Origin of the sequence: Bradyrhizobium sp. LA6.8, from assembly GCF_040547935.1 — a bacterium.
Classification (GTDB): Bacteria; Pseudomonadota; Alphaproteobacteria; order Rhizobiales; family Xanthobacteraceae; genus Bradyrhizobium; species Bradyrhizobium barranii.
On record NZ_JBEPQQ010000006.1, the window covers coordinates 253,952 to 277,824 of the forward strand.

25 protein-coding genes are annotated in these 23,873 nt (G+C 64.0%); 13 read left to right on the top strand and 12 right to left on the bottom strand.

All coding sequences use genetic code 11. From position 1 onward, the window contains the following. Positions 1 to 33: 33 nt before the first annotated feature. The gene (gene flbT / locus ABIA90_RS27610; protein WP_071912194.1) at positions 34 to 459 is read right to left on the bottom strand and encodes a flagellar biosynthesis repressor FlbT; all 426 of its coding nucleotides are present in this window, start codon (positions 457 to 459) and stop codon (positions 34 to 36) included. Positions 460 to 781: 322 nt separating this feature from the next. Here flbT and ABIA90_RS27615 point away from each other — a divergent pair, with 322 nt between their 5' ends. The 3 genes from ABIA90_RS27615 (at position 782) to flaF (ending at position 4,897) form a co-directional block, all read left to right on the top strand. After that, positions 782 to 2,386 carry a DUF1522 domain-containing protein gene (locus ABIA90_RS27615; RefSeq protein WP_354120666.1) on the top strand — a complete coding sequence of 535 codons (1,605 nt, stop codon included), beginning with the start codon at positions 782 to 784 and terminating at the stop codon, positions 2,384 to 2,386. Positions 2,387 to 2,630: 244 nt separating this feature from the next. Further along, positions 2,631 to 4,238, top strand: coding sequence for a DUF1522 domain-containing protein (locus ABIA90_RS27620; RefSeq protein ID WP_354120665.1), 1,608 nt, complete (start codon positions 2,631 to 2,633; stop codon positions 4,236 to 4,238). A 290-nt stretch (positions 4,239 to 4,528) separates the two neighbouring features. Next, complete coding sequence (gene flaF, locus ABIA90_RS27625; RefSeq protein WP_014493991.1) at positions 4,529 to 4,897, top strand: flagellar biosynthesis regulator FlaF; 369 nt, start codon at positions 4,529 to 4,531, stop codon at positions 4,895 to 4,897. A gap of 53 nt (positions 4,898 to 4,950) precedes the next feature. Here the strand turns inward: flaF and ABIA90_RS27630 are convergent, their stop codons facing one another. The 4 genes from ABIA90_RS27630 to ABIA90_RS27645 form a co-directional block, all read right to left on the bottom strand. Then, entirely contained in the window at positions 4,951 to 5,313 is a 363-nt protein-coding gene (locus ABIA90_RS27630; protein WP_354112780.1) for a hypothetical protein, read from the bottom strand. 159 nt (positions 5,314 to 5,472) lie between these two features. Then, a complete protein-coding gene (locus ABIA90_RS27635) occupies positions 5,473 to 5,970 on the bottom strand; it encodes a hypothetical protein (protein WP_028158316.1) in 498 nt (165 codons plus the stop codon). A gap of 11 nt (positions 5,971 to 5,981) precedes the next feature. Next, positions 5,982 to 6,350 (bottom strand): flagellar assembly peptidoglycan hydrolase FlgJ, encoded by a 369-nt coding sequence (gene flgJ, locus ABIA90_RS27640; RefSeq protein ID WP_354120663.1) that lies wholly within the window; start codon positions 6,348 to 6,350, stop codon positions 5,982 to 5,984. Beyond that, complete coding sequence (locus ABIA90_RS27645; protein ID WP_354120662.1) at positions 6,350 to 7,474, bottom strand: flagellar basal body P-ring protein FlgI; 1,125 nt, start codon at positions 7,472 to 7,474, stop codon at positions 6,350 to 6,352. Before ABIA90_RS27645 ends, flgJ begins: the two co-directional genes overlap by 1 nt. Positions 7,475 to 7,744: 270 nt before the next feature. Between ABIA90_RS27645 and ABIA90_RS27650 the strand changes: the two genes are divergently transcribed. After that, positions 7,745 to 8,158: a flagellar assembly protein FliX gene (locus tag ABIA90_RS27650; RefSeq protein ID WP_063982271.1), complete on the top strand. Its 414-nt coding sequence runs from the start codon at positions 7,745 to 7,747 to the stop codon at positions 8,156 to 8,158. Here ABIA90_RS27650 and ABIA90_RS27655 read toward each other — a convergent pair. After that, positions 8,155 to 8,526 carry a winged helix-turn-helix transcriptional regulator gene (locus tag ABIA90_RS27655; RefSeq protein ID WP_071912203.1) on the bottom strand — a complete coding sequence of 124 codons (372 nt, stop codon included), beginning with the start codon at positions 8,524 to 8,526 and terminating at the stop codon, positions 8,155 to 8,157. The two genes, ABIA90_RS27650 and ABIA90_RS27655, sit on opposite strands and share 4 nt — an antisense overlap. Positions 8,527 to 8,690: 164 nt before the next feature. Between ABIA90_RS27655 and ABIA90_RS27660 the strand changes: the two genes are divergently transcribed. Both ABIA90_RS27660 and dksA read left to right on the top strand, forming a co-directional pair. Next, complete coding sequence (locus ABIA90_RS27660) at positions 8,691 to 9,302, top strand: NAD(P)-dependent oxidoreductase (RefSeq protein ID WP_354120661.1); 612 nt, start codon at positions 8,691 to 8,693, stop codon at positions 9,300 to 9,302. Between the two features lie 213 nt (positions 9,303 to 9,515). Beyond that, the gene (gene dksA / locus ABIA90_RS27665) at positions 9,516 to 9,881 is read left to right on the top strand and encodes an RNA polymerase-binding protein DksA (protein ID WP_008554760.1); all 366 of its coding nucleotides are present in this window, start codon (positions 9,516 to 9,518) and stop codon (positions 9,879 to 9,881) included. A 297-nt stretch (positions 9,882 to 10,178) separates the two neighbouring features. Here the strand turns inward: dksA and ABIA90_RS27670 are convergent, their stop codons facing one another. Beyond that, on the bottom strand, positions 10,179 to 10,577 hold the full coding sequence (locus ABIA90_RS27670) for a winged helix-turn-helix transcriptional regulator (RefSeq protein ID WP_354120660.1): 399 nt from the start codon (positions 10,575 to 10,577) through the stop codon (positions 10,179 to 10,181). Between the two features lie 93 nt (positions 10,578 to 10,670). Here ABIA90_RS27670 and ABIA90_RS27675 point away from each other — a divergent pair, with 93 nt between their 5' ends. Both ABIA90_RS27675 and ABIA90_RS27680 read left to right on the top strand, forming a co-directional pair. After that, entirely contained in the window at positions 10,671 to 11,699 is a 1,029-nt protein-coding gene (locus tag ABIA90_RS27675) for an SDR family oxidoreductase (protein ID WP_354120659.1), read from the top strand. Positions 11,700 to 11,795: 96 nt separating this feature from the next. Further along, on the top strand, positions 11,796 to 12,575 hold the full coding sequence (locus tag ABIA90_RS27680; RefSeq protein WP_354120658.1) for a 2-keto-4-pentenoate hydratase: 780 nt from the start codon (positions 11,796 to 11,798) through the stop codon (positions 12,573 to 12,575). A gap of 147 nt (positions 12,576 to 12,722) precedes the next feature. Here the strand turns inward: ABIA90_RS27680 and flgH are convergent, their stop codons facing one another. Genes flgH through flgF form a run of 4 tightly spaced genes read right to left on the bottom strand, consistent with a single transcriptional unit; the run spans position 12,723 to position 16,210 of the window. Beyond that, on the bottom strand, positions 12,723 to 13,487 hold the full coding sequence (gene flgH / locus ABIA90_RS27685) for a flagellar basal body L-ring protein FlgH (RefSeq protein WP_063982276.1): 765 nt from the start codon (positions 13,485 to 13,487) through the stop codon (positions 12,723 to 12,725). Positions 13,488 to 13,490: 3 nt separating this feature from the next. Continuing rightward, entirely contained in the window at positions 13,491 to 14,633 is a 1,143-nt protein-coding gene (flgA, locus tag ABIA90_RS27690) for a flagellar basal body P-ring formation chaperone FlgA (protein WP_354120657.1), read from the bottom strand. Positions 14,634 to 14,643: 10 nt separating this feature from the next. Beyond that, a complete protein-coding gene (gene flgG, locus ABIA90_RS27695; RefSeq protein WP_014494004.1) occupies positions 14,644 to 15,432 on the bottom strand; it encodes a flagellar basal-body rod protein FlgG in 789 nt (262 codons plus the stop codon). Between the two features lie 16 nt (positions 15,433 to 15,448). After that, positions 15,449 to 16,210, bottom strand: a complete 762-nt coding sequence (gene flgF / locus ABIA90_RS27700; protein WP_135214589.1) for a flagellar basal-body rod protein FlgF — start codon at positions 16,208 to 16,210, stop codon at positions 15,449 to 15,451. A gap of 381 nt (positions 16,211 to 16,591) precedes the next feature. On the opposite strand from flgF, the gene fliL reads away from it, so the two are divergent. The 5 genes from fliL (at position 16,592) to ABIA90_RS27725 (ending at position 20,389) form a co-directional block, all read left to right on the top strand. Continuing rightward, positions 16,592 to 17,092, top strand: coding sequence for a flagellar basal body-associated protein FliL (gene fliL, locus ABIA90_RS27705; protein ID WP_208087697.1), 501 nt, complete (start codon positions 16,592 to 16,594; stop codon positions 17,090 to 17,092). Between the two features lie 19 nt (positions 17,093 to 17,111). Further along, positions 17,112 to 18,314: a flagellar motor switch protein FliM gene (gene fliM / locus ABIA90_RS27710; protein WP_071912214.1), complete on the top strand. Its 1,203-nt coding sequence runs from the start codon at positions 17,112 to 17,114 to the stop codon at positions 18,312 to 18,314. Next, a complete protein-coding gene (locus ABIA90_RS27715) occupies positions 18,311 to 18,757 on the top strand; it encodes a DUF6468 domain-containing protein (protein WP_063982280.1) in 447 nt (148 codons plus the stop codon). Before fliM ends, ABIA90_RS27715 begins: the two co-directional genes overlap by 4 nt. Positions 18,758 to 18,766: 9 nt before the next feature. Continuing rightward, positions 18,767 to 19,528 (top strand): MotE family protein, encoded by a 762-nt coding sequence (locus ABIA90_RS27720; RefSeq protein ID WP_014494009.1) that lies wholly within the window; start codon positions 18,767 to 18,769, stop codon positions 19,526 to 19,528. Positions 19,529 to 20,191: 663 nt separating this feature from the next. Beyond that, positions 20,192 to 20,389: a hypothetical protein gene (locus tag ABIA90_RS27725; RefSeq protein ID WP_166342607.1), complete on the top strand. Its 198-nt coding sequence runs from the start codon at positions 20,192 to 20,194 to the stop codon at positions 20,387 to 20,389. A gap of 22 nt (positions 20,390 to 20,411) precedes the next feature. On the opposite strand, the gene ABIA90_RS27730 is transcribed toward ABIA90_RS27725, so the two are convergent. Continuing rightward, positions 20,412 to 23,834 carry a VCBS domain-containing protein gene (locus ABIA90_RS27730; protein ID WP_354120656.1) on the bottom strand — a complete coding sequence of 1,141 codons (3,423 nt, stop codon included), beginning with the start codon at positions 23,832 to 23,834 and terminating at the stop codon, positions 20,412 to 20,414. Positions 23,835 to 23,873 lie beyond the last annotated feature (39 nt).

The window sequence follows — 23,873 nt, forward strand, 5'->3', positions numbered from 1 at the left end:
CCGTTGTCGTTTGGGCAGGCTGATGCGTGCCGATCAGGCGGCCGAGCTGACGTCGCCCTTGGGATGCGTCGCTTGGTACTGGTCCCGCAGCTTCTCTTCATAGGCGATCAGCTTGCGGGCATCCTTCAGCGCCCGGTAGAGATCGCCGCTCATGATGTTGTTGTTGATGCTTTCGATGATCGGCCAGGCGCTCGGCACCGCGGTGACGATGTCGCGCACCAGGTTGAAGTAGGTGCCGTGCTGGCTCTGCGGATCCGGCGAGATGTACATGAGCTGGACCGCGAGATAGACGAGCTTGGCCGGCGTGTCGGCGGTCTCCGGCGTGAGGATGTCGCGCTCGCGCAGGATCGGCACGTTGTCGCCGTCGATCAGGAGGCGGGCGCGCTGGTCGGTGTTGGTGATCACCGAATTGCCGACGATGATGCGTTCGTGCGGTTTGAGCTCAACCTTGAGAGCCATGCCTGTTCTCCATCAACCCTTTTACAACGATCCGTCGCGGCGTTCGTGCGATGAGGGCGATCGTTCGTGATTTGGAGCCGATCCTTGCGCAACATGGTTAACAGGTCGTAAACGACGGCGCCGGGGACGGAAAATGCAACAATTTCAAGGCCGATAGCGGCATGTCCAGCCGTCTGCCGCGGCCTCGAAGGGGGCTTCCGGCGTCGCGGCGGGAAAAACTGCGGGTTTCATTTCACGGATTGTTAGAGGCTTGGACGCACGGTCCGGCGGTCGTCTGATCAATTGGTCAGATAGGACGCGTAGCTACCAGAAAGGTAACAGTATGTCCGTCGTTCTCTCCGCATCGGTTCGCCAGAACCTGCTCTCCCTCCAGTCCACCGCCGACCTCCTCGCCACCACCCAGTCCCGTCTGTCGACTGGCCGCAAGGTGAACTCGGCTCTGGATAATCCCACCAACTTCTTCACCGCCCAGGGCCTTGATAACCGCGCCAGCGACATCGGCAATCTGCTCGATGGCATCGGCAACGGCGTTCAGGTTCTCCAGGCAGCCAACACCGGCATCACCTCGCTGCAGAAGCTGGTGGACAGCGCCAAGTCGATCGCCAACCAGGTGCTGCAGAGCCCGACGGGCTACTCCACCAAGTCGACCGTGACCTCGACCGCCATCACCGGCGCGACCGCTAGCAACCTGCTGGGTACCGCTTATACCAACAGCACCGTCGCCGGCACCGCCGTGCTGAACGACAACACCGGCACTGCGGTCAACATCACCGCTTCCACCCAGCTGGTTGGCACCGCGGGCGCGACGTCCGACGACCTTGCTACGGCCATCACCAACGGCTCGGTCCTGACGGTCAACGGCAAGAACATCACGTTCTCGACCGCGCAGACCACTTCGACCACCGACACCGCCGGCAACGTCACCATCGGCATCGGCACGGGCAGCACCTTGACGGTGCAGAGCGTGCTGAGTGCGATCGACGGCATCACCGGCGCCGGCACCGCCTCGACTGTCGCCGCTGGTAAGCTCACGCTGAGCACCGGCACGACCTCGGATCTCACGATCGCGGGTTCGGGCAACGTGCTCGCCGCGCTCGGTCTCACCGCCGGCACGACCGCCCGCGTCCCGCCCGCCATCTCGGGCCAGACGCTGACGATCGCCGCCACCGGTGGCGGCACCGCGAGCAGCATCACCTTCGGCACCGGCGCTGGCCAGGTCAACACGCTGAACGGGCTCAATTCGGCGCTGGCGGCCAACAACCTGCAGGCCTCGATCGACTCGACCGGCGTGATCTCCATCACGACCACGAACGACGCGGCCTCCTCGACGATCGGCACGCTCGGCGGCTCGGCCTTTACCGCCACCGGTCCGTTCCACAGCGTTGCCATCGGGGCTCCGGTTGCCGATCCGACCTCGCAGACCCAGCGTGCTGGCCTGGTTGCGCAGTACAACAACGTGCTCGCGCAGATCAACACGACCGCGCAGGATGCCTCCTTCAACGGCGTCAACCTGCTCAACGGCGACACGCTGAAGCTGACGTTCAACGAAACCGGCAAGTCGACGCTGAGCATCACCGGTGTGACCTTCAACACCGCGGGTCTCAACATCTCGACCCTCGCCTCGGGCACCGACTTCCTGGACAACGCCTCGGCCAACAAGGTCCTGACCACGCTCAATGCCGCCAGCAGCACGCTGCGTTCGGAAGCATCGACGCTGGGTTCGAACCTGTCGGTCGTGCAGATCCGCCAGGACTTCAACAAGAACCTGATCAACGTCCTGCAGACCGGTTCGTCCAACCTGACGCTGGCCGACACCAACGAGGAAGCGGCCAACAGCCAGGCGCTGTCGACCCGCCAGTCGATCGCGGTCTCGGCGCTGTCGCTGGCCAACCAGTCGCAGCAGAGCGTGTTGCAGCTCCTGCGCTGATACGCGGCGAAAATCGTCAAACAAGGCATTACGGCGGGGCTTTTGCCCCGCCGTTTTTTTGCGCGTGATGCGGCGTGAGCCGGGTTTCAGGGAACCCTGACCGGTTAATACCTTGTTAACCCTGTGGCTTAAGCGGCCATTAACCTTAATTTAAAGGAGTGCGCCTAGAACTAGACAAAAGCCCATTTGCCAGACCGGCGGGCTCCGATTCGTACGCGTCGCGCTCCAAGAGGAAGATCTGCCAATGTCCAACATCGTTCTCTCGGCATCAGTCCGCCAGAACCTGTTGTCGCTGCAGTCGACAGCCGACCTGCTCGCTACCACGCAGGAACGTCTTGCAACCGGCAAGAAGGTCAACACGGCGCTGGACAATCCGACCAACTTCTTCACCGCACAGGGGCTCGACAATCGCGCCAGCGACATCAGCAATCTCCTGGATGGCATCAGCAACGGTGTGCAGGTGCTGCAGGCCGCGAACACCGGCATCACCTCGCTGCAAAAGCTGGTCGACAGCGCCAAATCGATCGCCAGCCAGGTGCTGCAGAGCCCGACAGGGTACTCGCCCAAGTCCAACGTGACGGCGGCCGCGGTCCCCGGTGCGACCGCCAACAACCTGCTGGGCACGGCATACACGAACAACACGGTCACCGGCACCGTCGTTAACAATGACGATACGGGCGGCGCGCAGCCGATTACGGGCGCGACCAAGCTGGTCGGTACCGCCGGTGCGGGTTCGGACGATCTCGGTACGACGATCACCAACGGTTCAGTCCTGACTGTCGACGGCAAGACGATCACCTTCTCGACCTCGCAAACCACCTCGACCACCGACTCGTTCGGCAACGTCACGATCGGCATCGGTGTCGGCAGCACACTCTCGGTGCAGACGGTACTGAGCGCGATCGACGGCATCACGGGTACGGGCACGGCCTCGACCGTTTCCGGCGGCAAGCTCGTGCTCAGCACCGGCACGAGCCAGGATCTGGCGATCTCCGGCTCGGGCAACGTGCTCACGGCGCTCGGCCTCACTGCCGGCACCACCGCCCGCGTTCCGCCCCCGCTCAGCGGCAAGACGTTGACGATCGGTGCGACCGGTGGCGGCACCGCCACCAGCATCACCTTCGGCGCCGGCGCCGGGCAGGTTTCCACGCTCAATCAGCTCAACGCGGCGCTGGCGGCGAACAACCTGCAGGCGACGATCGACACGACCGGTCATCTCAACATCGTGACCTCCAACGACTCGGCGTCCTCGACGATCGGCGCAATCGGCGGCACGGCCGCGGCGAGCGGCCAGCCCTTCTATGGCCTGATCGCGCAGGCGCCCACCGTCGACCCGGATTCGCAAGCCACGCGCGCCAATCTGGTCGGGCAGTACAACAACGTGCTCGCGCAAATCAACACCACGGCGCAGGACTCTTCCTACAACGGCGTGAATCTGCTGAACGGCGATACGCTCAAGCTCGTGTTCAACGAAACCGGGCGTTCGACGCTGAACATTCAGGGCGTCACCTTCAACGACGCCGGCCTCAACCTTGCTCCCTTGACCTCGGGCGTTGATTTCCTGGACTCGAAATCGGCGAACGCCATTCTGACTTCGCTCAACTCGGCCAGCACCACGCTGCGTGCCGAGGCGTCGACGCTCGGTTCGAACCTGTCGATCGTGCAGATCCGTCAGGACTTCAGCAAGAACCTGATCAACGTGCTGCAGACCGGCTCGTCGAGCCTGACGCTTGCGGACACCAACGAGGAAGCGGCCAACAGCCAGGCGCTCTCGACGCGCCAGTCGATCGCAGTCTCCGCGCTGTCGCTCGCCAACCAGTCGCAGCAGAGTGTGCTTCAGCTTCTCCGCTAAGCGCGACGCTGACGTACACGATGAATCATTCAACGGCGAAGCCTAGGCTTCGCCGTTGTTTTGAGCGAGATCGCTAACTGTCGATTAGCTCAGATCAGCGCATGATGGATGCAATCGTTTACAGTGCGCGCACTCGGATTTAGCCTTGAGGTGAAGGTGGATGCCGCGACCCGTAATTGTCCGGAGATCGTCCGCACTCTCACGTAAGCAAATCTTAAGCGGTGCTGCCTAGGGTTGGGAAAGAAATCCTTAAGCCTGTACAACGGGCGAGGAAACCTCCAGGGTGATCGATGTCGAGTTCTGCTGCTTCGGCCTACGCGCGTGTAGCCACGACCACTGCGTCTCCTCGCGATATCGAGGCGCAGACGCTCCTGAAGGCCGCCAACAAGCTGCAGGACGCCATCAACAGTGCCGATCCCTTCAACGAGCAGACGACGCAGGCGTTGATGTTCAACCGCAAGCTCTGGACCATCTTCCTGAGCGAGGCGATGCGCGACACCAATCCGCAGCCGCTCGACGTTCGGCAGAGGATCGCCAATATCAGCGTGTTCGTGCTGAGCCAGACTGCTGCGCTGTTGATGAGCCCGCAGCTCGATCACTTCCGCCCGCTGATCGAGATCAATCGCAATATCGCGGCCGGTCTTTCGGGACGGTCGTAACGCGACCGGTTCGAACGACCTCGATACGGCCGTCGCGACCCCCGGCGTGAACGTCAGGCGCTGCGATCGGTGCTGAGTGGACGCGGGGGCTCGGACTTCATGTCCAGTGCGTGGAAATAGGCCCGCCGCCGCAGCATCGCTTCGTCCGGAAACTGATCGACAACCGCATCGGTCCTTTCGTTCACGACCTGGAACACGAAGGACGCGGCGGGCTGGTTGAAAACGACCTGGCGTGAAACGCTGTCGTTGGTGCTCTGCAAATCATTGCGCGCAGCCGCGCTCGTATCGCTCGCGGCGACCGTCTGGCTCGCCGGCAAATCAGTTTGCACGGCCTCGTTCGCCGCCGCATTGGACGTCGTTATGATCTGCACGGGGGCCGGTATCCCCACCGGCCTGATGCTGAAATCTGTACTCATGGCAGCCTCCTGGTTGCCTCGTCTGAGTCAAATCCCAACCCCTCTCAATACGCAACCATGGAACACCAGGATTGAAGACCGGGTAAGCAAACGTGACTAACCGCGCGACGATATCGCCGCGCGGTTTTTCGTAAAATTGCAGGGAGTTTTCGCGTGCGCTCAGAGCGAGCGGCTGACCGCGAGCGGGGTGATGTGGCGTGGGCCTGGAGCCGCGCGGCGTCCCGCCGCCGTGTAGGTATTCGGCACGTTGCGCTTCTGGATCTCGGCGTTGACGCCGCGCACCACGCTCTCGGAGACCGCGTGTGCGGTCGCGAGCACGGTGAGATTGACCTGGAGCATCGCGCGGAACGCATCGTGATGCCGATGCAGCGTCGAGAGCAGCTCGGGCGCGGATTTCGCGAGCTGGGCCTGGTTCGTCTTCAATTCGCTGACGGCGCTGACATAGTTGCGCGACAGCTCCTGCTTCTTGCTCTCGAGCGTCATCGCTTCGCGGACCTGGCCGGCGCGAACGAGCTCGGTCTCGCGCTCGACCAGTCCGAGCAGGGCGTTCATCGCATCCATCAGCTGCTCCGCGACCTTGCGCGCCTCGGCGTTGCCGGGTGCGGTGTTGGGGCGCTGCGCTTGCACCGGCTGACGTGAGGCGTTGAAATGGTTCATCTTGGTTGACCTTATGCCGTGCGGATCGTTTTCGCCTGCTGCATGATGAGGGTGCGGTAGACTTCTGTGGCGACACCGACACCGCCGGCCTTGGCGAAGTTCTTGGAATATTGCTCGGTCAGCATCGAACGCCACACGCCGGTGCCCGGGGTGTCGCCGAACGGGCCTTCGCCCTTCAGGCCCGAAGTCATCTGCGAGAACATGCTGTTGAGGAACATCGCCTCGAAATCGGTGGCGGTCTTCTGCGCCTTCGACTGCCGCTGCGGCGAGACCTTCTGCAACGCGGCGGCGAGCTCGAAGTCGGGCCGGCCGTTGCGGCTCTCCACCGAGAAGGCCGAGGAGGTGACGACGTGCGGGGTATTGATCATGCTGGTCTGCATCACATCACCTCGATGTCGGCTTCGATGGCGCCGGCGGCCTTGATCGCCTGGAGGATGCTGATGAGGTCGCGCGGGCCGATGCCGAGGCCGTTGAGGCCGTCGACGAGCTGCTGAAGCGAGACGCCGTCCTTGACGACGGCGAACTTCTTGCCGTCCTCGACGACGCTGACGCCGGTGCGCGGCGTGACCACCGTGCGCCCGCGTGACAGCGGGTTGGGCTGGCTGACCTGCGGGCTCTCGGAGATGGTGACGGTGAGGTTGCCTTGCGCCACCGCGACGGTGGCGACGCGGACGTCGCGGCCCATCACGATGATGCCGCTGCGTTCGTCGATGACGATCTTGGCGGCGAGATCAGGATCGACCTGGAGCTGCTCGATCTCGGTGAGGAAGGCGACGACGTTGCCCTTGAACTCCGGCGGGATCGAAAGCTGCACCGTCGAGGGATCGATCGGTTCGGCGGTCTTGACGCCGAGATAGTCGTTGATCGCGGCCGCGATCCGCTTGGCCGTGGTGAAGTCGGCGTTACGCAGCGCGAGCCGCACGTTCGGCAGCCGATTGAGCGCGAACTCGATCTCGCGCTCGATGATGGCGCCGTTGGCGATGCGGCCGACGGTCGGAACGCCGCGCACGATTTTCGCGGCTTCGCCTTCGGCCTGGAAGCCGGAGATCGCGAGCGAGCCCTGTCCGACCGCGTAGACATTGCCGTCGGCGCCGAGCAGGGGCGTGACCAGCAGGGTGCCGCCGCGCAGATCCTTGGCGTCGCCCAGCGCGGAGACGGTGACGTCCATGCGCGTGCCCTGGGTGGCGAAGGCCGGCAGATTGCCCGTGACCATCACGGCGGCGACGTTGCCGGTGCGGATGGTGGCACCGCGGATGTTGACGCCCATGCGCTCGAGCATCGCTTGCAGCGACTGCTTGGTGAAAGGGATGTTGTTGAGCGTATCGCCGGTGCCGTTGAGGCCGACGACGAGGCCGTAGCCGATGAGCTGGTTCTGCCGCACGCCCTCGATATTGGCGAGGTCCTTGATGCGCGACGTCGCGCTTGCGGACGCGACCGAGAGCGCCAGCGCTGACAGCGCGGCGCAGGCCACCCCAACAATCCTCACCCAACGAACGCCTGGCATCCTCTGCTCCCCGAGGCTCCTCACATCTCGGACCATCCTCGACACTCCCATGACGAGCTGGTCCGACGCTTTCCTTGCGAGTGCTGTGCCAACGCGGGGCAGCGGGGTTACGCGATTGAATAGGTTGAATAAACCTGTTTCCACCGGTGTCAGGGAGCGTTCTCCCTGAGGAGCGAAACTGCCGCCTCTCGGCAGATTTTGCCGGGCCGTTTACGCGCCGTTAACCATAAGACGGCGAAGGTGACGGCATCGATCACCCGGATTCCTGCGATGCGCATCTACGGACCGAACGGCACCACGCTTGGTACGCCGGCCAGCCAGGCCAGGCGGACGAGCTCCGGCACCTTCGTGCTGCCCGACACCTCGTCGGCGCAGGAGACGCGGGGCGCTGCCGCACCGAAGGCGGCCGCGAACATCGATGGGCTGCTCGCACTGCAAGGCATCGAGGAAGATCCGGTCGAGCGCCGCAAGCGCTCGGTTGCCCGTGGCAGGACCGCGCTCGACGTGCTCGACGATCTCAAGATGGGATTACTGTCCGGCAATCTCGACGCCTCGACCGTGATGCGGCTGCGCGATGCCGCGGCGAACCTGAAATCATCCTCGGGCGATCCTGGTTTGGATTCCCTGCTGTCCGAGATCGAGCTGCGCGTCGAGGTCGAGCTGGCCAAGGCCGGGCAGGCTTAGGCCGCTTCGTCCTTCTGCTGCGTGTCGTAGCGGCGCTGGGCGGCGAGCACGTCCTTCAGGTTTTGCTCGGCCCAATCGCGCAGGGGATCGACGGCGGCCGCGAGCGTCACCCCGAGCTGCGTGATCGAATACTCCACCGTCACCGGTACAGTTGCGATGGCGTGACGCTTGATCAGGCCGTCGCGCTCGAGCGACTTGAGAACCTGGCTCAACATCTTCTGCGAAATGCCTTCAATCGTTCTGCGCAACTGATTGAAGCGCATCGGCTCCTCGCGCAGCAGCAGCAGGATCAGCACCGCCCATTTGTCGCCGACGCGGTCGAGGATCTGGCGCGTGGGGCAGTTCGCAGCATAGACGTCTGGCTTCATCGTCAACTCCTCACGATCCGTTTGGCCCCTTGCCGGCTCGCGCGCCGGTGACGGGTCCCGGTTACTCTTGCGTAATCAGGTAAGCACAAAGTGCTCTCTTAACACCAGCATCCTTTGCGATATCTAGTAACCGATAGTTACCAAAAGAAGCAAAGGAGCCTTCCATGAAAATCGCAGTCGCCGGCGCCTCGGGCCGGGCCGGGTCGGAGATCACCAAGGAACTGTCGCGCCGCGGCCATGCCGTCACGGCAATCGCTCGGAACCCCGAGAAGATCGCGACCCTGCCGAACGTCACGTCCACCAAGGGCGACGTGCTCGACCAGGCCGGCCTTGCCAAGCTGTGGGCCGGGCATAACGTCGCCGTGAGTTCCGTGCACTTCCTGGCCAGCGACCCGCTCAAGCTGATCGGCGCGGCGAAGGCGTCCGGCGTTGGTCGCTACCTCGTTGTCGGCGGTGCCGGCAGCCTGGAAGTCGCTCCCGGCGTCAAACTGGTTACAACCCCGGGTTTTCCCGCCCAATACAAGGCCGAAGCGGAAGCGGGCGGGGCTTTCCTTGACCTGCTGCGACAGGAAAAGGACCTGAACTGGACCTTCATCTCGCCGTCGGCCCTCTTCATCGAGGGCGAGCGAACCGGCAAGTTCCGGCTCGGGACCGATCAGCTTCTCGCAGATGCGAACGGGAAAAGCTGGATCAGCTTCGCCGACTACGCCATTGCGCTCGTCGACGAGATCGAGCGGCCGGCCCATCCGAAGCAGCGTTTCACGGTCGGTTACTAGGCCTTCGGCCGCCCCCGGGTTCTCCAGGATAAACCTTCCTGTGCAAGGGCTTGGGGGCGCTAACCGAACGATCAGGGAAATATTGTCTGTCACAGGAGGCCGCTATATAAGCCCGGCTTAACGGACCCCGTTCCGTTGCGAGTCGTTGCTTAGACAGATAGGCCGCCCTTGGAAAAGTTGAAAAACTACCGACCGACCGAAAAAGAGCCTTTCATGAACGACCGGCAGAAGGAGTACTTCCGTTTGAAGCTCCTCGCCTGGAAGGATGAGATCCTCAAAGAGTCCAAGCTCACGCTGCAGGCTCTGCAGGAGGAGAACGTGAACCACCCCGATCTCGCCGATCGGGCATCGTCCGAAACCGACCGCGCCATCGAACTCCGCGCCCGCGACCGCCAGCGCAAGTTGATCGCCAAGATCGACGCCGCGCTCCAGCGTATCGAGGACAACACCTACGGCTATTGCGAGGACACCGGCGAGCCGATCTCTTTGAAGCGGCTCGAAGCCCGGCCCATCGCGACGCTCTCGGTGGAAGCGCAGGAGCGCCACGAGAAACGCGAGAAGGTCTACCGCGACGAATAGAGTCCGAGCCGCAGCGATGCGGCTCTTTGTTTTTGGACTCACGGTGCCGCTTGAGCGCCGTGATCAGCATTTTGTCTGCCGCTTGCCGTGATGCGCATAAGCGCAGGCGCGATCACGAAAAGTGAATCGCGATCAATGGGCTAGAGTCACTTCCTCCGAGCTCACGTAAGTTCGGATGAGAAACAGCCTTCACTTCAGGTGCGGGAGGTTTTGCGAGTCGCATCAACGAGATCGACTCGAAGGCTGAGGCAACGATCCGGCAGCTTCACACATCGCTGCAATCAGGCTTGGCTGCAATCAGGCTTGCTGCGACGCCACAAGGCGCGCATCGCCATAAAGCCTGGACCAGCTCAATATTTCCTTAAACGCCGGCAACAGGCCGTAGGCCGCATCCGTCAACTCGTACTCGACCCTCAAAGGTTTCTCCGCGAAGACGGTTCGCGACACCAGGCCGTCCTGCTCGAGCTCGCGCAGCTGCGTGGTCAGCACGTGCTGGGTGATGCCGCCGATCGCTCGCCGCAACGCACCGAAGCGAACGGCGCCGTTCATCAGCGCGAACAGGATCTCCAGCTTCCACTTGCCGCCAAGCGCATGAATGGCCCGCTTGAAGTCGGCGAGCAGGGCAGGGTCGGGGCTGCAATCGCAGTCGCCGTCGCAAAGGATGGTCAGGTTTTCCATACCGGTCTCGAAATCCATTCTACTTGTTCCCCGGGAGATAGTGACCAGATGCGGCCTTGAGCAGGGTGGCGGAACCAATTCGCCCGCCTGCGCAAGGAGGGGAATTCGGCAATGAGCATTGTTCTGGTCACCGGCGGGTCCGGCTTCGTCGGCGTCCATGTCGTCCTGCAGCTTCTGGCCGCCGGCCATCAGGTGCGGACCACGGTGCGCCGCCCGGACCGGCAGGCCGACGTGCTGGCGATGTTGCGCGAGGGTGGGGCTGCGTCGCCTGAAAGCCTGTCCTTTTTCACCGCCGATCTCACTGCGGACGACGGCTGGCGCGACGCCATCGCCGGCTGTGATTACGTGCTCCATGTCGCCTCGCCATTGTCGACCAGTGTTCCCAAGGACGAGAACGAGATGATCATCCCGGCCCGCGACGGCACGCTGCGGGTGCTGCGTGCCGCGCGCGAGGCCGGTGTCAGGCGGGCCGTCGTCACCTCGTCGCTGGGCGCGATCGGCTATGGCCATCCGGCGCGCGACAGGCCGTTCGACGAGACCGACTGGACCAATCTCGACGGCGCCGACGTGCAGCCCTACATCAAATCCAAGACACTGGCCGAGCAGGCGGCCTGGGATTTCGTCGCGCGCGAGGGCGGTGGGCTCGAATTGTCCGTCGTCAATCCCGCCGGCATTTTTGGCCCCGTGCTGGGGCCGGACTTCTCCGGCTCGATCGAGATCGTCAAATCGCTGCTCGACGGCGCCATGCCGGCGGTGCCGCGGGTCTATTTCGGCGTGGTCGACGTGCGCGACGTGGCCGATTTGCACCTGCGCGCGATGACGGCGCCCGAAGCGAAAGGCGAGCGCTTCATCGCGGTCTCGGGTGAGACGATGTCGATCCTCGATATCGCCAGGGTGCTGCGGCGGGAACTCGGACCCAGGGCGCGCCGGGTTCCGCGGCTCCAGGCCCCGGACTGGCTGGTGCGGCTGGCCGCGAACCGGATTCCGCTGCTGCGCGCGGTCGTGCCGATGCTTGGAAGGGTTCGGCATTCCACCAGCGCCAAGGCGAGGTCGCTGCTCGGCTGGCAGGCCCGTTCCAACACTGAGGCGATCCTCGCGACGGCCGAAAGCCTGATCCGGCTCGGCCTCGTGAAGCGCTGAGGGCGCCCCGTGGGCCGCCTTTGGTCCGCGCTTGTCACGCCCCGGCGGGAATGCTGAACTGCCGACCTCAATTGCGTAGCGTGGGAGCCGGCGCCGATGGACAAGATTCTCAAAGCCGCAAAGGCGATTGCGCTCGCGCGCCGTAACCGCGCGCCGCTCGCGGCCCTGGACCATCCGCCGGCCGACGAGGCCGAGGGCTATCAGGTCCAGCGCGCGCTGCACGATCTGCTGCTGCCGCATGTCGGGCCGCTGGTCGGCTACAAGATCGGCTGCACCAGCCAGGTGATGCAGGACTATATCGGCATCCCGCATCCCTGCGGCGGCAGCGTGTTCCAGAAGGGCGTGCACGAGAGCGGGGCCAAGCTCGCGGCTGCCGACTATGTCCGTGTCGGCGTCGAGTGCGAGATCGCGGTGCGATTGAAGCGCGACCTCGCCGCCGGCGAGGCGCCGTTCACGGCCGAATGGGTCGGCGAGGCCGTTGAGTTCTATCATCCCGCGATCGAGATCGTCGACGACCGCTATGTGAAGTGGGAGTCGATGGGTGCGCCGACGTTGATCGCCGACGATTTCTTCGCCGCCGGCTGCGTGCTGGGTGAGGCGGTGCCGCGCTCGTCGGTGCCGGATCTGAAGGCGGTCAAGGGCCGCGCCATCGTCAATGGCGAAGAGGTCAGCCACGGCACCGGCGCCGATGTGCTCGGCCATCCCCACAATGCACTCGCCTGGCTCGCCAACCACCTCGCCGCCGAAGGCAAGGGTCTGCACGCGGGGCAACTCGTGCTGACGGGGAGCCTGGTGAAGACGCTGTGGCTGAAGGCCGGCGACAAGGTGCGGATGGAGCTGGACGGGCTGGGCGTGGTGGAGGCGGAGTTTACGTGAGGCTCCTACGGCAATCCCCGCCGTCAGTCGTCCCAATCGGCTTTACAAAATACATGCGGCCCTCGCCAGGGGAGCTAGCGAGGGCCGCGTAGTACATCGTCGTTCGCGCCTAGGTTCGCGAACACGATGTGGGAGCTCGGGAGAGGCTTAGAAGGGCAACAGCACGTCCATGACCTGCTGACCGTAGCGCGGCTGCTGCACGTCCGTGATCTGGCCGCGGCCGCCATAGGCGATGCGGGCCTGTGCGATCTTGCTGGAATCGATGGTGTTGTCGCTCTGGATGTCTTCGGGGCGGACGATGCCGGCGACGATGAGTTCGCGGATCTCGTAGTTGACGCGGATCTCCTGCTTGCCTTCGACGACGAGGTTGCCGTTCGGCAGCACCTGGGTCACGACCGCGGCGACGTTGGTCTGCAAGGCCTCCGTGCGATTGACCGAGCCCTTGCCGTCGGCGGAGGATGTCGAGTCGGTGGTGAGAAGGCGGCCGGGCAGGATCTTGAGCGGCTGCGTGACCGTCTTGCTGCCGATGAAATCGGTAATCCCCGAATCCTCCTTGGCGGTTCGGCTGCGCTGGGTCTCGTTGGCGATGTTGGCCTTGTCGGTGATGTTCACGGTCACGGTCAGGAGGTCGCCGACATGGGTCGCGCGCTGGTCCTTGAAGAAGGCGCGGCTGCCGTTGCGCCACAATGAGTTCGGATTGTAGGAGGCGACTTCCGGCTTCGGCATCGGCATCTGCACCGGCTTGTAGCCGGGCTGCGTCGTCGGATTGTCGATCGCCGACAATTTCGGTTGCTCGCCGATCTGCGACAGGCGGTCGATCGAGGAGCAGCCGCTCGCCAGCGCGCAAACTGCCAGCAGCAGACCAGAGATCGCGACGCGACGAAGACGGGAAGCCGAACTGAACCTGGACATAACTTACTCTGACTTGGCTGGAGCTTGCGGGACGCGAACTTGCGGAATATGGGCTTGGGCGATCTGAGCAGGAGACGCGGGGGCCTGGACCAGGCTCTGTGCGAGCGCTGCAGCAGCGGCCGCGGGGGTGGGCGTTTCGTCGCGCTTGAGCGAGGAGGTCTGCTCGACCGCAGGCGCCATCGGCGCGGACTGGCTCGCGCCCTGGATCGTCACCTGGCCGCGACCGGTGACAATGCCTGCCAGCGTGCGCTTGGTCTGGAGATTGAGCACGCTCACGGTGTCGCCCTCGGCGCCGCTCTCGAGCGCCTTGCCGCGCGTGGTGAGGTAGATCCCGGGGACCTGGTAGATGACGGTGACGCTCTGGTCGCGCGACACGAAGTCCGGCTTGACGATGTCGGCGACGCGGATCGGCATGCCCGCCCGCATCGGCCGGCGGAGCTGCATGCCAATGGTGCGGTCGCGCGAGGCGGGCTCACCGGTGACCTCGGCCTTGGGCCGGCGCTCCAGCGTGACGTCGGAGGATTTCAGGAGGTCGGCGCGGTCGATGTCGCGCGTCAGCACGGCCACTTCCACCGTCTCGATCGCGATGCCGGTGAAGCGCAGCTTGGTCGGCGTCGGATTGTTGTCGTTGTTGATCTCGAAGGCGATGTCGAAACGGCCGTTGCGGGCGTCATAGCGGGTTGCGACTGGCTGGAGCGCACCGGTGTTGGAGGCATCGAGCCGCATGTCGGCGACGCCGCGGTCGAACGTGACGGCGATGTTGGCGGCTTCCCCAAGGCCGAAGCGGCGCTCGAGCGCCGAGGCCACCGCGGTTTCGAGGTCCTTGTTGGCGAGCGTGCGGGCGAGGCGGGTGACCTGGACTTCCTTGATGTCGCCGGTCATCACGCCGATCACCTGTTTTGCGCGCAGCACCGACAGCACATGGGCGACCGGCAGCGCGCCGGTGGTACCGAGATCGGGCGAGCGGTAGACCGGGATCAGCGCGGCCGAGCCGGCATTGTCGATGAGATCGCCGACCCGCACCACGTCCGAGGTCACGGTGACGCTCGCGCGCAGCGTCGGCGCTGCGATGAAATCGTCGGCGGCCTGCGCCGGCAGCGCCAGCAGCAGGAGAGCGGAGATCGTGGCGAGGGTGGTGCGGATCATCGTCATCACCTCAGCGGAACAACGCCGTGGTCGATTGCATCATCTGGTCGGCGGCGCTGATGACCTTGGCGTTCATCTCGTAGGCGCGCTGTGCGGCGATCAGGTCGCTCATCTCCGAGACGACGTCGACATTGGCCTGCTCCAGGCTGCCCTGCGTGACCTTGCCGTAGCCTTCGGAGTTCGCGGTGCCGTCCTGCGGCGGGCCGGAAGAGGGCGTCTCGACGAACTGATTGTTGCCGACGGGCTGGAGGCCCGCCTTGTTGATGAAGCGGGTCACGCCGATCTGGCCCTGAACGGCCGACGTCGACGAACCCGGCAGCGTCACCGAGACCTGGCCCTGCTCGTTGACGGCGAGGCCGGAGGCGTTGTTCGGGATGGTGATGGTCGGCTGCACCGGGTTGCCCTGCGCGGTGACGACGCGGCCCTGGTTGTCCATCTGGAAGGTGCCGTCGCGGGTGTACTGGAAGGTGCCGTCGGGCATCAGGATCTTGAAGAAGCCTTCGCCCGAGATCGCGAGGTCGAGGTCGTTGCCGGTCTGCGACAGCGTGCCCTGTGTCATGCTGCGCGGCGTGCCGACGGTCTTGACGCCGCCGCCGATGTCGACGCCGACAGGCACGATGGTGCCCTGGTCCGAGGCCTGCGCGCCGACGCGGCGGACGTGCTCGTAGATCAGGTCCTGGAACGCGGCCGTCTGCTTCTTGAAACCGGTGGTGCGCAGGTTGGCGATGTTGTTGGAGATGACCTGGACGTTGAGTTCCTGGGCCGCCATTCCGGTCGCAGCGGTGTGGAGCGCTTGCATGTCAATGATCCCCTAATCAGGCCGGAACGTCGGCGAGCTTCTCGATCGCCGATTTGTGGAGGTCGCTCTGCTGCTGGAGCAGGTTGGCGATGGCGGTGTAGCTGCGCATGACTTCGACCATGCGGCTCATCTCGCCGACCGAGTTCACGTTGGACTTCTCGATGTAGCCCTGGCGCACGGTCGACCTGGTGATGGCCTGCGGGGTCGCGGAGCCGACGTCGTAGAGGTTGGCGCCGAGCTTGGTCAGCTTCGCCGCGTCGTCGAACGCAGCCATGCGGATCTTGCCGCGGATCGAGTCGGTCTTGGCGGTGCCCTCGAGCACCGTGACGGTGCCGTCGGGCGCGACGTTGATGTCGTGGTCGGTGGGCTGGAAGGTGATCGGGCCGCCGGTGCCGAGCACGAGATTGCCGTCGGAGGTGACGAGCTGGCCGGTGCTGTTGAGCGAGAATTTGCCGTCGCGGGTGTAGCGTTCGCCACCATTGGCCTGCACCGCGAAGAAGGCGTTGCCGTCGATCGCCATGTCGAGCGGGTTGTTGGTCGGCTCCATCGGCCCCTGGCCGACGTCGCGGAAGGTGCCGCGGTCCTGCACATAGGAGACCCGGCGGTCGGACGCGATGAAATTGTCCTCACGCGCGTTCGAGTTGAGAAACTCCTCGAACAGCGAATGGTCGGCCTTGAAGCCGTTGGTGTTGGCATTGGCGACGTTGTTGGCGATGACATCCATCTGCCGTTCCAACGTCATCTGCCGTGACAAGCCGATCAGAAGCGCGTTCTGCATCGGAAATCTCCCCTGAGTGAGCCTGCCACCTCGCTCTCCCAAGCGCCTTGGCCGACCCGTGAACGAGACCGCCAGGTTCTCCCAAACCCTCCGGCCTCGGTCCTCTCTCAGCGAAAGCCGTGCCAACTCGAAAAAATACGTAATTTCAATGTCTTGTCGATTTTTGAGGGGCGCCGGGAGGCGGCAGAAAGGTTCTGTTAGCCATGTTTGCCCGGCAGATTTTTCCTAGTGGAGGCCCAATCGAAAGATTCCGTTAACCATTATTACCGTAGCGTTTGCGTGTAAGAGGAGCGCACTGCGCTGGGGCATTTGTATCGCGTCACTGTCTGCCAGGAGGCTTCGCTCTTTCGACCCCTTATGAGATGAGCGAGCCTATCGACCATGGCAGACAATGAAGCGGAAGGCGGCGGAGCCGCCGAAGGCGCGGAAGCCGCCCCGCCGAAGAACAAGCTCAAGCTCATCATCATGGCCGTCGGCCTGCTCGCCGTCCTCGGCGGCGGTGCCGCGACCTGGTTCTTCTTCTTCCGTCATGGCGACGACGAGCATCACGCCGAGGCGGCGCCGCCGCCGAAGCCGCCGGCCTTCGTCGACGTGCCCGACATCATGGTCAACCTCGCCGGCGCGCCCGGTGAGCGCGTGCAATATCTCAAGCTCAAGATCGTGCTGGAGCTCAAGGAAGAGAAGCAGATCGAGGCGATCAAGCCGACGATGCCGCGCATCACCGACATCTTCCAGACCTATGTGCGCGAGCTGCGCTCCTCCGACCTCAACGGGTCCGCCGGCGTCTTCCGCCTCAAGGAAGAGCTGACCAAGCGCGTCAACGCGGCGGTCGCCCCGGTCCAGGTCAGCGCAGTGCTGTTCAAGGAAGTCGTGATCCAGTGAGCATGACGGGCTAGGGATCATGGCAGGCACCGACCAACCAGACCAGGATGCAATTGCCGCCCAATGGGAGGCCTCGCTTGATTCCGAGGATCCCGCGGAGGCCGCGAAGGCTGCTGCCGAAAACGAACTATCCGAGACCATGGCCCTGCAATGGGCGGCCATGGTCGAGGACGGCAGCCGCGATCTCGGCGCCGGCAAGAATTCCGGCGAGCGGGTGCTGTCGCAGGAGGAGATCGACAATCTTCTCGGCTTCGCGGTCGGCGACGTCACGCTCGACGACCATTCCGGCATTCGCGCGATCATCGATTCAGCGATGGTCTCCTACGAGCGTCTGCCGATGCTCGAAATCGTCTTCGACCGCCTGGTGCGGTTGCTGACGACCTCCTTGCGCAATTTCACCTCCGACAACGTCGAAGTCTCGCTCGACCGCATCACGTCGGTGCGCTTCGGCGACTACATGAACTCGATCCCGCTGCCGGCCGTTCTCTCGGTGTTCAAGGCCGAGGAGTGGGAAAACTTCGGCATGGCGGTGGTCGATTCCAGCCTGATCTATTCGATGATCGACGTGCTGCTCGGCGGCCGCCGCGGCGCGAGCCAGCTCCGCATCGAGGGCCGGCCCTACACCACGATCGAGACCGAGCTGGTCAAGCGGCTGGTCGAGGTGGTGCTGGTCGACGCCGAGCAGGCGTTCCGGCCGCTGTCGCCGGTCACCTTCACGATCGACCGGCTCGAGACCAATCCGCGTTTCGCCGCGATCAGCCGTCCCGCCAACGCCGCGATCCTGGTGCGCCTGCGCATCGACATGGAAGATCGCGGCGGCAACATCGAGCTGCTGCTGCCTTACGCGACCATCGAGCCGATCCGGGGCGTCCTGCTCCAGATGTTCATGGGCGAAAAATTCGGCCGCGACACGATCTGGGAGGGCCATTTCGCCACCGAGATCAACCAGGCCGAGATCGCGGTCGATGCCGTGCTCTACGAGGCCGAAATCCCGCTCAAGCAGCTGATGCGGCTCAAGGTCGGCGACACCCTGCCGCTCGACATGCGCGCGGATGCCAACGTGACCGTGCGTTGCGGCGACGTCACCCTGACCGAGGGGCGGATGGGCCGGGTCGGCGACCGCGTCGCGATACGGGTGACGAAACCCCTGCGCAAGCCAAGTACGACACTTGCGATGTTCGAGAAGGTGGACGAGCAGAACAAGATGATGGAGGCCCCATGAACCACTCCCTGGGAATGGCGATCGAGACGCTGGTGGCTATCCTGCTGATGCTGACCATCGTCTACTGTGTCATGCTCAACAAGCGGCTGACGCGGCTGAAGGCGGACGAGCATTCGCTGAAGGCGGTCATCGGCGAGCTGATCACCGCCACCGAGATCGCCGAGCGCGCGATCGGCGGGCTGAAGCTCGCCGTGCGCGACGTCAACGAGAACCTCGGCAGCCAGCTGGCGGCGGCGACGCAGATGTCGGACCAGCTCTACAAGCAGCTCGGCGAAGCCGACAACGTGGTGCGGCGCCTGTCCAAGATCGCGATCGCCGCGCGCCCTGCGGCGAGCCCGGAAGCGGCCGCGGTGCCCGCGGCCAAGCCGTCATCGGCGAAGGCGGTGGCGGCTGCGGCCGAAGCCTTCTCCGAGCGACGACGATCCAACGGCCTTGCGGCATAAAGTCAGGGTATGAAATCCTTTCGTAACATCCGCGTCATTCCAGTCGTCCTGGTCGCCGTCGCAGGGCTCGCCACGCTCAAGGTCGTGGGCCTCGTGATCAATGGCGGCTATGTCTTCGACTACCAGCCGAGCCAGATCAAAAAATCCTGGGCGCAGGAGAATCTGAACTTTCCGACGGGGCGGGAAGACCCCGATATCACGGGATCTACCCACGGCGCGCCGAAGGAGGCGCCGAAGCCCGCCGCGCCCGAGACCAAGCCCGAGGGCACCGTGGTCAAGATGGACGAGGCCCAGCCGCAGGTCTCGGCCTCCGAGCGCGCGATCCTGGAGCGCTTGCAGGCACGCCGCCAGGAGATCGAGTCCCGCCAGCGCGAGATCGACATCCGCGAGAGCCTGCTCAAGTCGGCCGAGAAGCGCATCGAAAACAAGGTCGAGGAGATGAAGGCGGTGGAATCCCGCATCTCCGCGACCCAGGCCGAGCAGAAGGCCGCCGAAGCCCAGCGCATGAAGGGCCTCGTGACCATGTATGAGGGCATGAAGCCCAAGGACGCCGCACGGGTGTTCGACCGGCTCGAGATGGGCGTGCTGATCGAGATCGCCTCGCAGATCGCGCCGCGAAAGATGTCGGACATCATGGGCGTGATGTCGCCGGAGGCCGCCGAGCGGCTGACGGTCGAGATGGCCCGCCGGGCCAATGGCGGCGGCGATCAATCGGCCGCGGCCGGCGACCTCCCCAAGATCGACGGCAAGCCGACGCAAAAGCCGAATTGAAGGCTCCGGAGGCGCGGCGCGCTGCGGCAGCCTGCGCGCAATCGCGCGGTCGTTCGGCCTGTACGCGGCTGGACGCCTTGCGTGTCTAGTTCGCGAACCGCTGTTGAACCCTGGGACCCGTCGCGCTCAGCGGCTTCTCGACGGGAAGGAGGGTCTCGCAGTGCTGCCTGATCAGCGCAGCCTTCGTCGTGCGAGTCACGAGATGAAGGGTGCTGTGGCAGCAGGAACACTCGTATACCTTTAGTGCATAGCCCCGCGCGATTGGAAAGACGGCTACGACCGCTCTTGCCTGGCTACATACAATGCAGTTGGCTTCTCCGCTCATTGATTGCTCCCCCAAAAAAGTTGACCAATCGCATTCGCATCGCAATGATCACATTTGATTCAGAGTCGTTGATGGACCGCAACACCTCTGAGGTTGTGCGAGCCTACTCGGCAACCAAGTACGCAGATCAAACGCGCCGGGGAGTGGGGTAATCGCCACGAGCTTGACGTCTTTGCCGCACGAAGCTCGTCGGCTCGCGTTGCAGATGCAGCTGAAGCAAGCGGCATCTTCTAAGGCTGCGATGAGTTGACGCGTGCAACTGTGAACTGGAGTACAGTGGTGCTGGAGAGTTCGTCCTAGGCTTCCGCCATCGGCAATCAGCCGCGCGGGCGGAAGCCATGAATTACTCGTCCGTAGCAGAACGCGCAATCGAAGCCGTCAATCGGCTGCTCATCGCGGCGATGACGTTGGCCTGGACATCCGCGCTTGACCATCAGCATGCATTGCCGCCGCAAGAAGAGGATGGCGACACTGACGATGTTTGTCCCGAGCGGGACAGCTCCGCCGCATCGGATGGCACCGGAAAACAACACTGAAGATCCAGTTGCCCTGCGGACATCACACGATCAGATCGTGGGGCACGTGGGCGTGAGCTGAGCCTGCGCCGTGAGCCGGATCAATATGCGGCGGGGACGGCTCAGGCATCGACGCCGCCCTGAATCCGTGGACGACGCCAGCATGTTCGTGATGACCGGACGGGTCCGAAGGATCGTCCCATCCTGCGCTGAGCTCTGAATGGTGGCCATGCACAGCGCCATCCTTGATGGCGTAGGGTTCGACTGCCGCGTGCCAGGGCACGGGCGCAATGTCACCCGAACCGTCAGAGCCCTGCTGCTTGAAATGAAATGAGTCCCCGAGGTGAACCGAAGCAACTCGAGGAAGGCCGTTCTCGGCTATCGGGTCCCCATGATGATGCTCGCGCAAGTGATTTTCGTGGTGTGACGCCTCGATGGAGTCTGGGCCGGACTCGATGCTTGGGTCGACCGTGGACGGTATGACCGGGCCGCTGTCCTTGGCGGCCACGCTCTCTGGAACGGGCGCGATCTCCTTGCCGTTGTCGAACGGTGTCAACTTGTCGAATACGAACCTATTCTCCGCGACTGCCGTGGGATGAAGCTGGTTGACGGGCTGCACGTGGCTCACCGCGGAGGCCACGTTCCCGCCGGTGGGCGCGTCCGATCGCGTGTTCGTATCGTCGGGCTGAACGAACTGGGTGTGCCCGACCCGGACAACCCGTTCGCAATCGGCATCGAATGTGCACCCGCTCGCCTTCGCAGCTTGCCCGGGCCCGTTTCCGTCGATCAGGGCGGCTCGCTCATGGACGGTTTCGCCTGATGAGGGGCTGGTCGCCGTCGTCGGGCTACCGGTCGCGTCGTTGCCCGCGCCCGGTTCCAGATTGGCCGGCGCGGCTGCCATTGCATGACCCGACGTTTCCAGCGCGAGCATGAAATCCGACGTCTGGACGGTGGAGAAGCCATCGAGATGGATTTCCACCAGACTGGAATCGCCGATGCTCAGGCTTTGATCCGTCGGATTGACGTAAACGATGGTCTGGTTCGCCGAGCTGTCGTAGAGCCAGGCGATCGTATGTGCGGGCACTGTCGTGCTGGAGGGGTCGAGTGCCAGAACGGAGAGGGTGAGCGCGCCGAGCGCTATCAGGTCGCCCCGCTCAGAGTCTGCCTTGAAGCCAGAGATGATATCAGGGCGCGCTGCACTGGAATTTGACGTCGAGGCAAAGACGAAATGATCGTCTCTGGAGCCGCCGGCAAGAAGGGTCTGTTCGTGCCCGTCGTGAGAGGTGTCGCGACCGCCGTTTGTGCCGATCTTGCCATGATCCGGACTTTCGCCGGAGGCGCCGATGCCATCCGTGTTCGCGTCATGGGTGCTCGCAGCCACCGTCGGACCGGCGGCAAAGGCTCTCGCAGCCGCATTGTCTTCGGGGGGCGCGGTGGCGTGGGGCGGATCGGCGGCATTGAGAGCTGCCGCGTGGCCGAAATGGTCGCGATCGTCGGCGCCGTGGATTGTGATGGCTATGGTCTGTTCCGTCCCATCGATGGTCGTGACCGTGAAGGTGTCGGTCAAAGTCTCGCAGGAAGGAAGCGCCTGCACGGCACAGTTGGTGGTGTCGAGCGTGTAGGTCCACACACCGGCGGCGGTCATCGTGAAAGCGCCGTAGCCGCCCGCGCTCCGTGTCGCGCAAGTGACCGGCGTGAATGTGTTCGGCGTGTTGTCGACGTCGGTGTCAGTCAGTCTGCCGCTCGCCGTCGGCTTGCCGTGTTCCCTGCAATCGGGCTCGGTCACCGAGCCGGTGATGCAGCCGTGGATGATGGCCGGATCGTTCGTGCCGTGGATGGTGATCGTCACCACCTGCGCGGTGCCGTCGATGGTGGTCACGGTGAAGGTGTCGGTCAGGGTGTCGTAGACGTTCAGCGCCTGGACGACGCAATTGGTGTTATCGAGCGTGTAGGTCCAGACGCCGTCAGCCGTCATCCGGAAGCAGCCGTAACCATGGTCGCTCGCCCTTGGCGAGGTCACCGGCGTGAAGCTGTCGGGAGTATTGTCGACATCCGTATCTGCAAGCTTGCCGGTCGCGATCGGAGTCCCGGGCTTCCAACATGCGGCTTCCGTCACGGTGCCGGTCGTTGTCCCGGAAATGATGGCAGCGTCGTTGGAGCCGTTGATCGTGATGGTAATCAACTGCGGGGTCCCGCCGATGCTGGTCACCGTGAAGGTGTCGGTCAGCGTCTGGCCGACGTTCAGAGCCTGCACTGCGCTGTTGGATTGATCGAGCGTGTAGCTCCAGACGCCGTCGGCGGTCATGGTGAAAGTGCCGTAACCGTGTGCACTCTTCGTCGGGGAATTGACGGCCGAGAAAGTGTTGGCGGGGTCGTCGACGTCGATATCCGAAAGCTTGCCGGTTGTGACAGGTGGGCCGGTTGTGACAGGTGGGCCGGATGGGGCATTGGCGACGCCGCCGGATTCGATTGACAAGCCGGTCGTCGTGCCGGAGATGATCGCCGCGTCGTCGGCTCCGTTGATGTTGATCGTGAAGGCCTGTTGAGCCGAAAGCGATCCGTCGGACACGGTGATCACAAAGCTATCGGTGGTCGGCGTCTTCAGCGCGTTGATCGCGCCACTGTTGGGAACGAAGGCATAGGCGCCAGTCGAGCTGTTCAGATAAAGCGTGCCATAAGAGCTGGTCTTCGATACGTCGTAGATCGCTCCCTCCAGCGCGGTAGCGCCCGTAGCGCCTCCGCTGATGCCGAAAGTCAGCGCGGCGCTGGAGCTGCTGGCGCTGAAGGTTCCCCTCGTTGCGGCGAAGACGTCGAACGCGACCGTGTCGAGTTCAAGCGGGCCCGCCTGCACATTCAAGATCGGCGGCGTCCGCACGGGTGTCACGGGTGTGATGATGTCGGGCACCGTGACGATGATCGGCTGCAACGGTAGCAGTGCGTTTGGCGCCGCGGGCGCTATGAAATTGGTCGGCTCTAGCGGCAGAGATTCGACGAACGGAGGCGTGCCGGACCCGTTCTTGCCAAATCCCTTCGAGAAATTTTCGAGCGCCTCCTGCTGGGCCACCCGCAGCTCCTCCATGCGGGTCGCGCTGTTGTCGAGCTGATTCATGGTAAGCCCGGAGCCGACCTTGCTCAGCACGACCGTTTGTCCGGGGTCCTCGACGATGATGTGCCGCGGGGTTGATTCCTTGGTCGTGAGCTCGAACGTGCCGTGTGCAAAGTCCTTGTATGTAATCGTATCGTCGTCCAGGAACGTTGCGTTCGGGTCTGCGGCCCTGACCTCTTTGATCATCGAGAAGAGCAATGCGGTGAGCGACAGCATCCCGAAACGGCCGGCAGAGGCTCGCTCATGAGATTGAATAGCGGGTACATCAGGAGGATTGCTCTTCGCCGTCTTCACGCGGGGATGCAGGCCCGCAGCGGCTTCGCGCTCGCCCCCGTGCTCTGCAGTGGACGTGACGGCCATTTTTTAACCTCGATTGCCCTAGCGGTCGGCCTCAGGCGT

Bases quoted from the DNA above. Each gene is read 5' to 3' on its own strand.
- flbT (WP_071912194.1), bottom strand. From the start codon at position 459: ATGGCTCTCAAGGTTGAGCTCAAACCGCACGAACGCATCATCGTCGGC.
- ABIA90_RS27615 (WP_354120666.1), top strand. From the start codon at position 782: ATGTCCGTCGTTCTCTCCGCATCGGTTCGCCAGAACCTGCTCTCCCTC.
- ABIA90_RS27620 (WP_354120665.1), top strand. From the start codon at position 2,631: ATGTCCAACATCGTTCTCTCGGCATCAGTCCGCCAGAACCTGTTGTCG.
- flaF (WP_014493991.1), top strand. From the start codon at position 4,529: ATGTCGAGTTCTGCTGCTTCGGCCTACGCGCGTGTAGCCACGACCACT.
- ABIA90_RS27630 (WP_354112780.1), bottom strand. From the start codon at position 5,313: ATGAGTACAGATTTCAGCATCAGGCCGGTGGGGATACCGGCCCCCGTG.
- ABIA90_RS27635 (WP_028158316.1), bottom strand. From the start codon at position 5,970: ATGAACCATTTCAACGCCTCACGTCAGCCGGTGCAAGCGCAGCGCCCC.
- flgJ (WP_354120663.1), bottom strand. From the start codon at position 6,350: ATGCAGACCAGCATGATCAATACCCCGCACGTCGTCACCTCCTCGGCC.
- ABIA90_RS27645 (WP_354120662.1), bottom strand. From the start codon at position 7,474: ATGCCAGGCGTTCGTTGGGTGAGGATTGTTGGGGTGGCCTGCGCCGCG.
- ABIA90_RS27650 (WP_063982271.1), top strand. From the start codon at position 7,745: ATGCGCATCTACGGACCGAACGGCACCACGCTTGGTACGCCGGCCAGC.
- ABIA90_RS27655 (WP_071912203.1), bottom strand. From the start codon at position 8,526: ATGAAGCCAGACGTCTATGCTGCGAACTGCCCCACGCGCCAGATCCTC.
- ABIA90_RS27660 (WP_354120661.1), top strand. From the start codon at position 8,691: ATGAAAATCGCAGTCGCCGGCGCCTCGGGCCGGGCCGGGTCGGAGATC.
- dksA (WP_008554760.1), top strand. From the start codon at position 9,516: ATGAACGACCGGCAGAAGGAGTACTTCCGTTTGAAGCTCCTCGCCTGG.
- ABIA90_RS27670 (WP_354120660.1), bottom strand. From the start codon at position 10,577: ATGGATTTCGAGACCGGTATGGAAAACCTGACCATCCTTTGCGACGGC.
- ABIA90_RS27675 (WP_354120659.1), top strand. From the start codon at position 10,671: ATGAGCATTGTTCTGGTCACCGGCGGGTCCGGCTTCGTCGGCGTCCAT.
- ABIA90_RS27680 (WP_354120658.1), top strand. From the start codon at position 11,796: ATGGACAAGATTCTCAAAGCCGCAAAGGCGATTGCGCTCGCGCGCCGT.
- flgH (WP_063982276.1), bottom strand. From the start codon at position 13,487: ATGTCCAGGTTCAGTTCGGCTTCCCGTCTTCGTCGCGTCGCGATCTCT.
- flgA (WP_354120657.1), bottom strand. From the start codon at position 14,633: ATGATCCGCACCACCCTCGCCACGATCTCCGCTCTCCTGCTGCTGGCG.
- flgG (WP_014494004.1), bottom strand. From the start codon at position 15,432: ATGCAAGCGCTCCACACCGCTGCGACCGGAATGGCGGCCCAGGAACTC.
- flgF (WP_135214589.1), bottom strand. From the start codon at position 16,210: ATGCAGAACGCGCTTCTGATCGGCTTGTCACGGCAGATGACGTTGGAA.
- fliL (WP_208087697.1), top strand. From the start codon at position 16,592: ATGGCAGACAATGAAGCGGAAGGCGGCGGAGCCGCCGAAGGCGCGGAA.
- fliM (WP_071912214.1), top strand. From the start codon at position 17,112: ATGGCAGGCACCGACCAACCAGACCAGGATGCAATTGCCGCCCAATGG.
- ABIA90_RS27715 (WP_063982280.1), top strand. From the start codon at position 18,311: ATGAACCACTCCCTGGGAATGGCGATCGAGACGCTGGTGGCTATCCTG.
- ABIA90_RS27720 (WP_014494009.1), top strand. From the start codon at position 18,767: ATGAAATCCTTTCGTAACATCCGCGTCATTCCAGTCGTCCTGGTCGCC.
- ABIA90_RS27725 (WP_166342607.1), top strand. From the start codon at position 20,192: ATGAATTACTCGTCCGTAGCAGAACGCGCAATCGAAGCCGTCAATCGG.
- ABIA90_RS27730 (WP_354120656.1), bottom strand. From the start codon at position 23,834: ATGGCCGTCACGTCCACTGCAGAGCACGGGGGCGAGCGCGAAGCCGCT.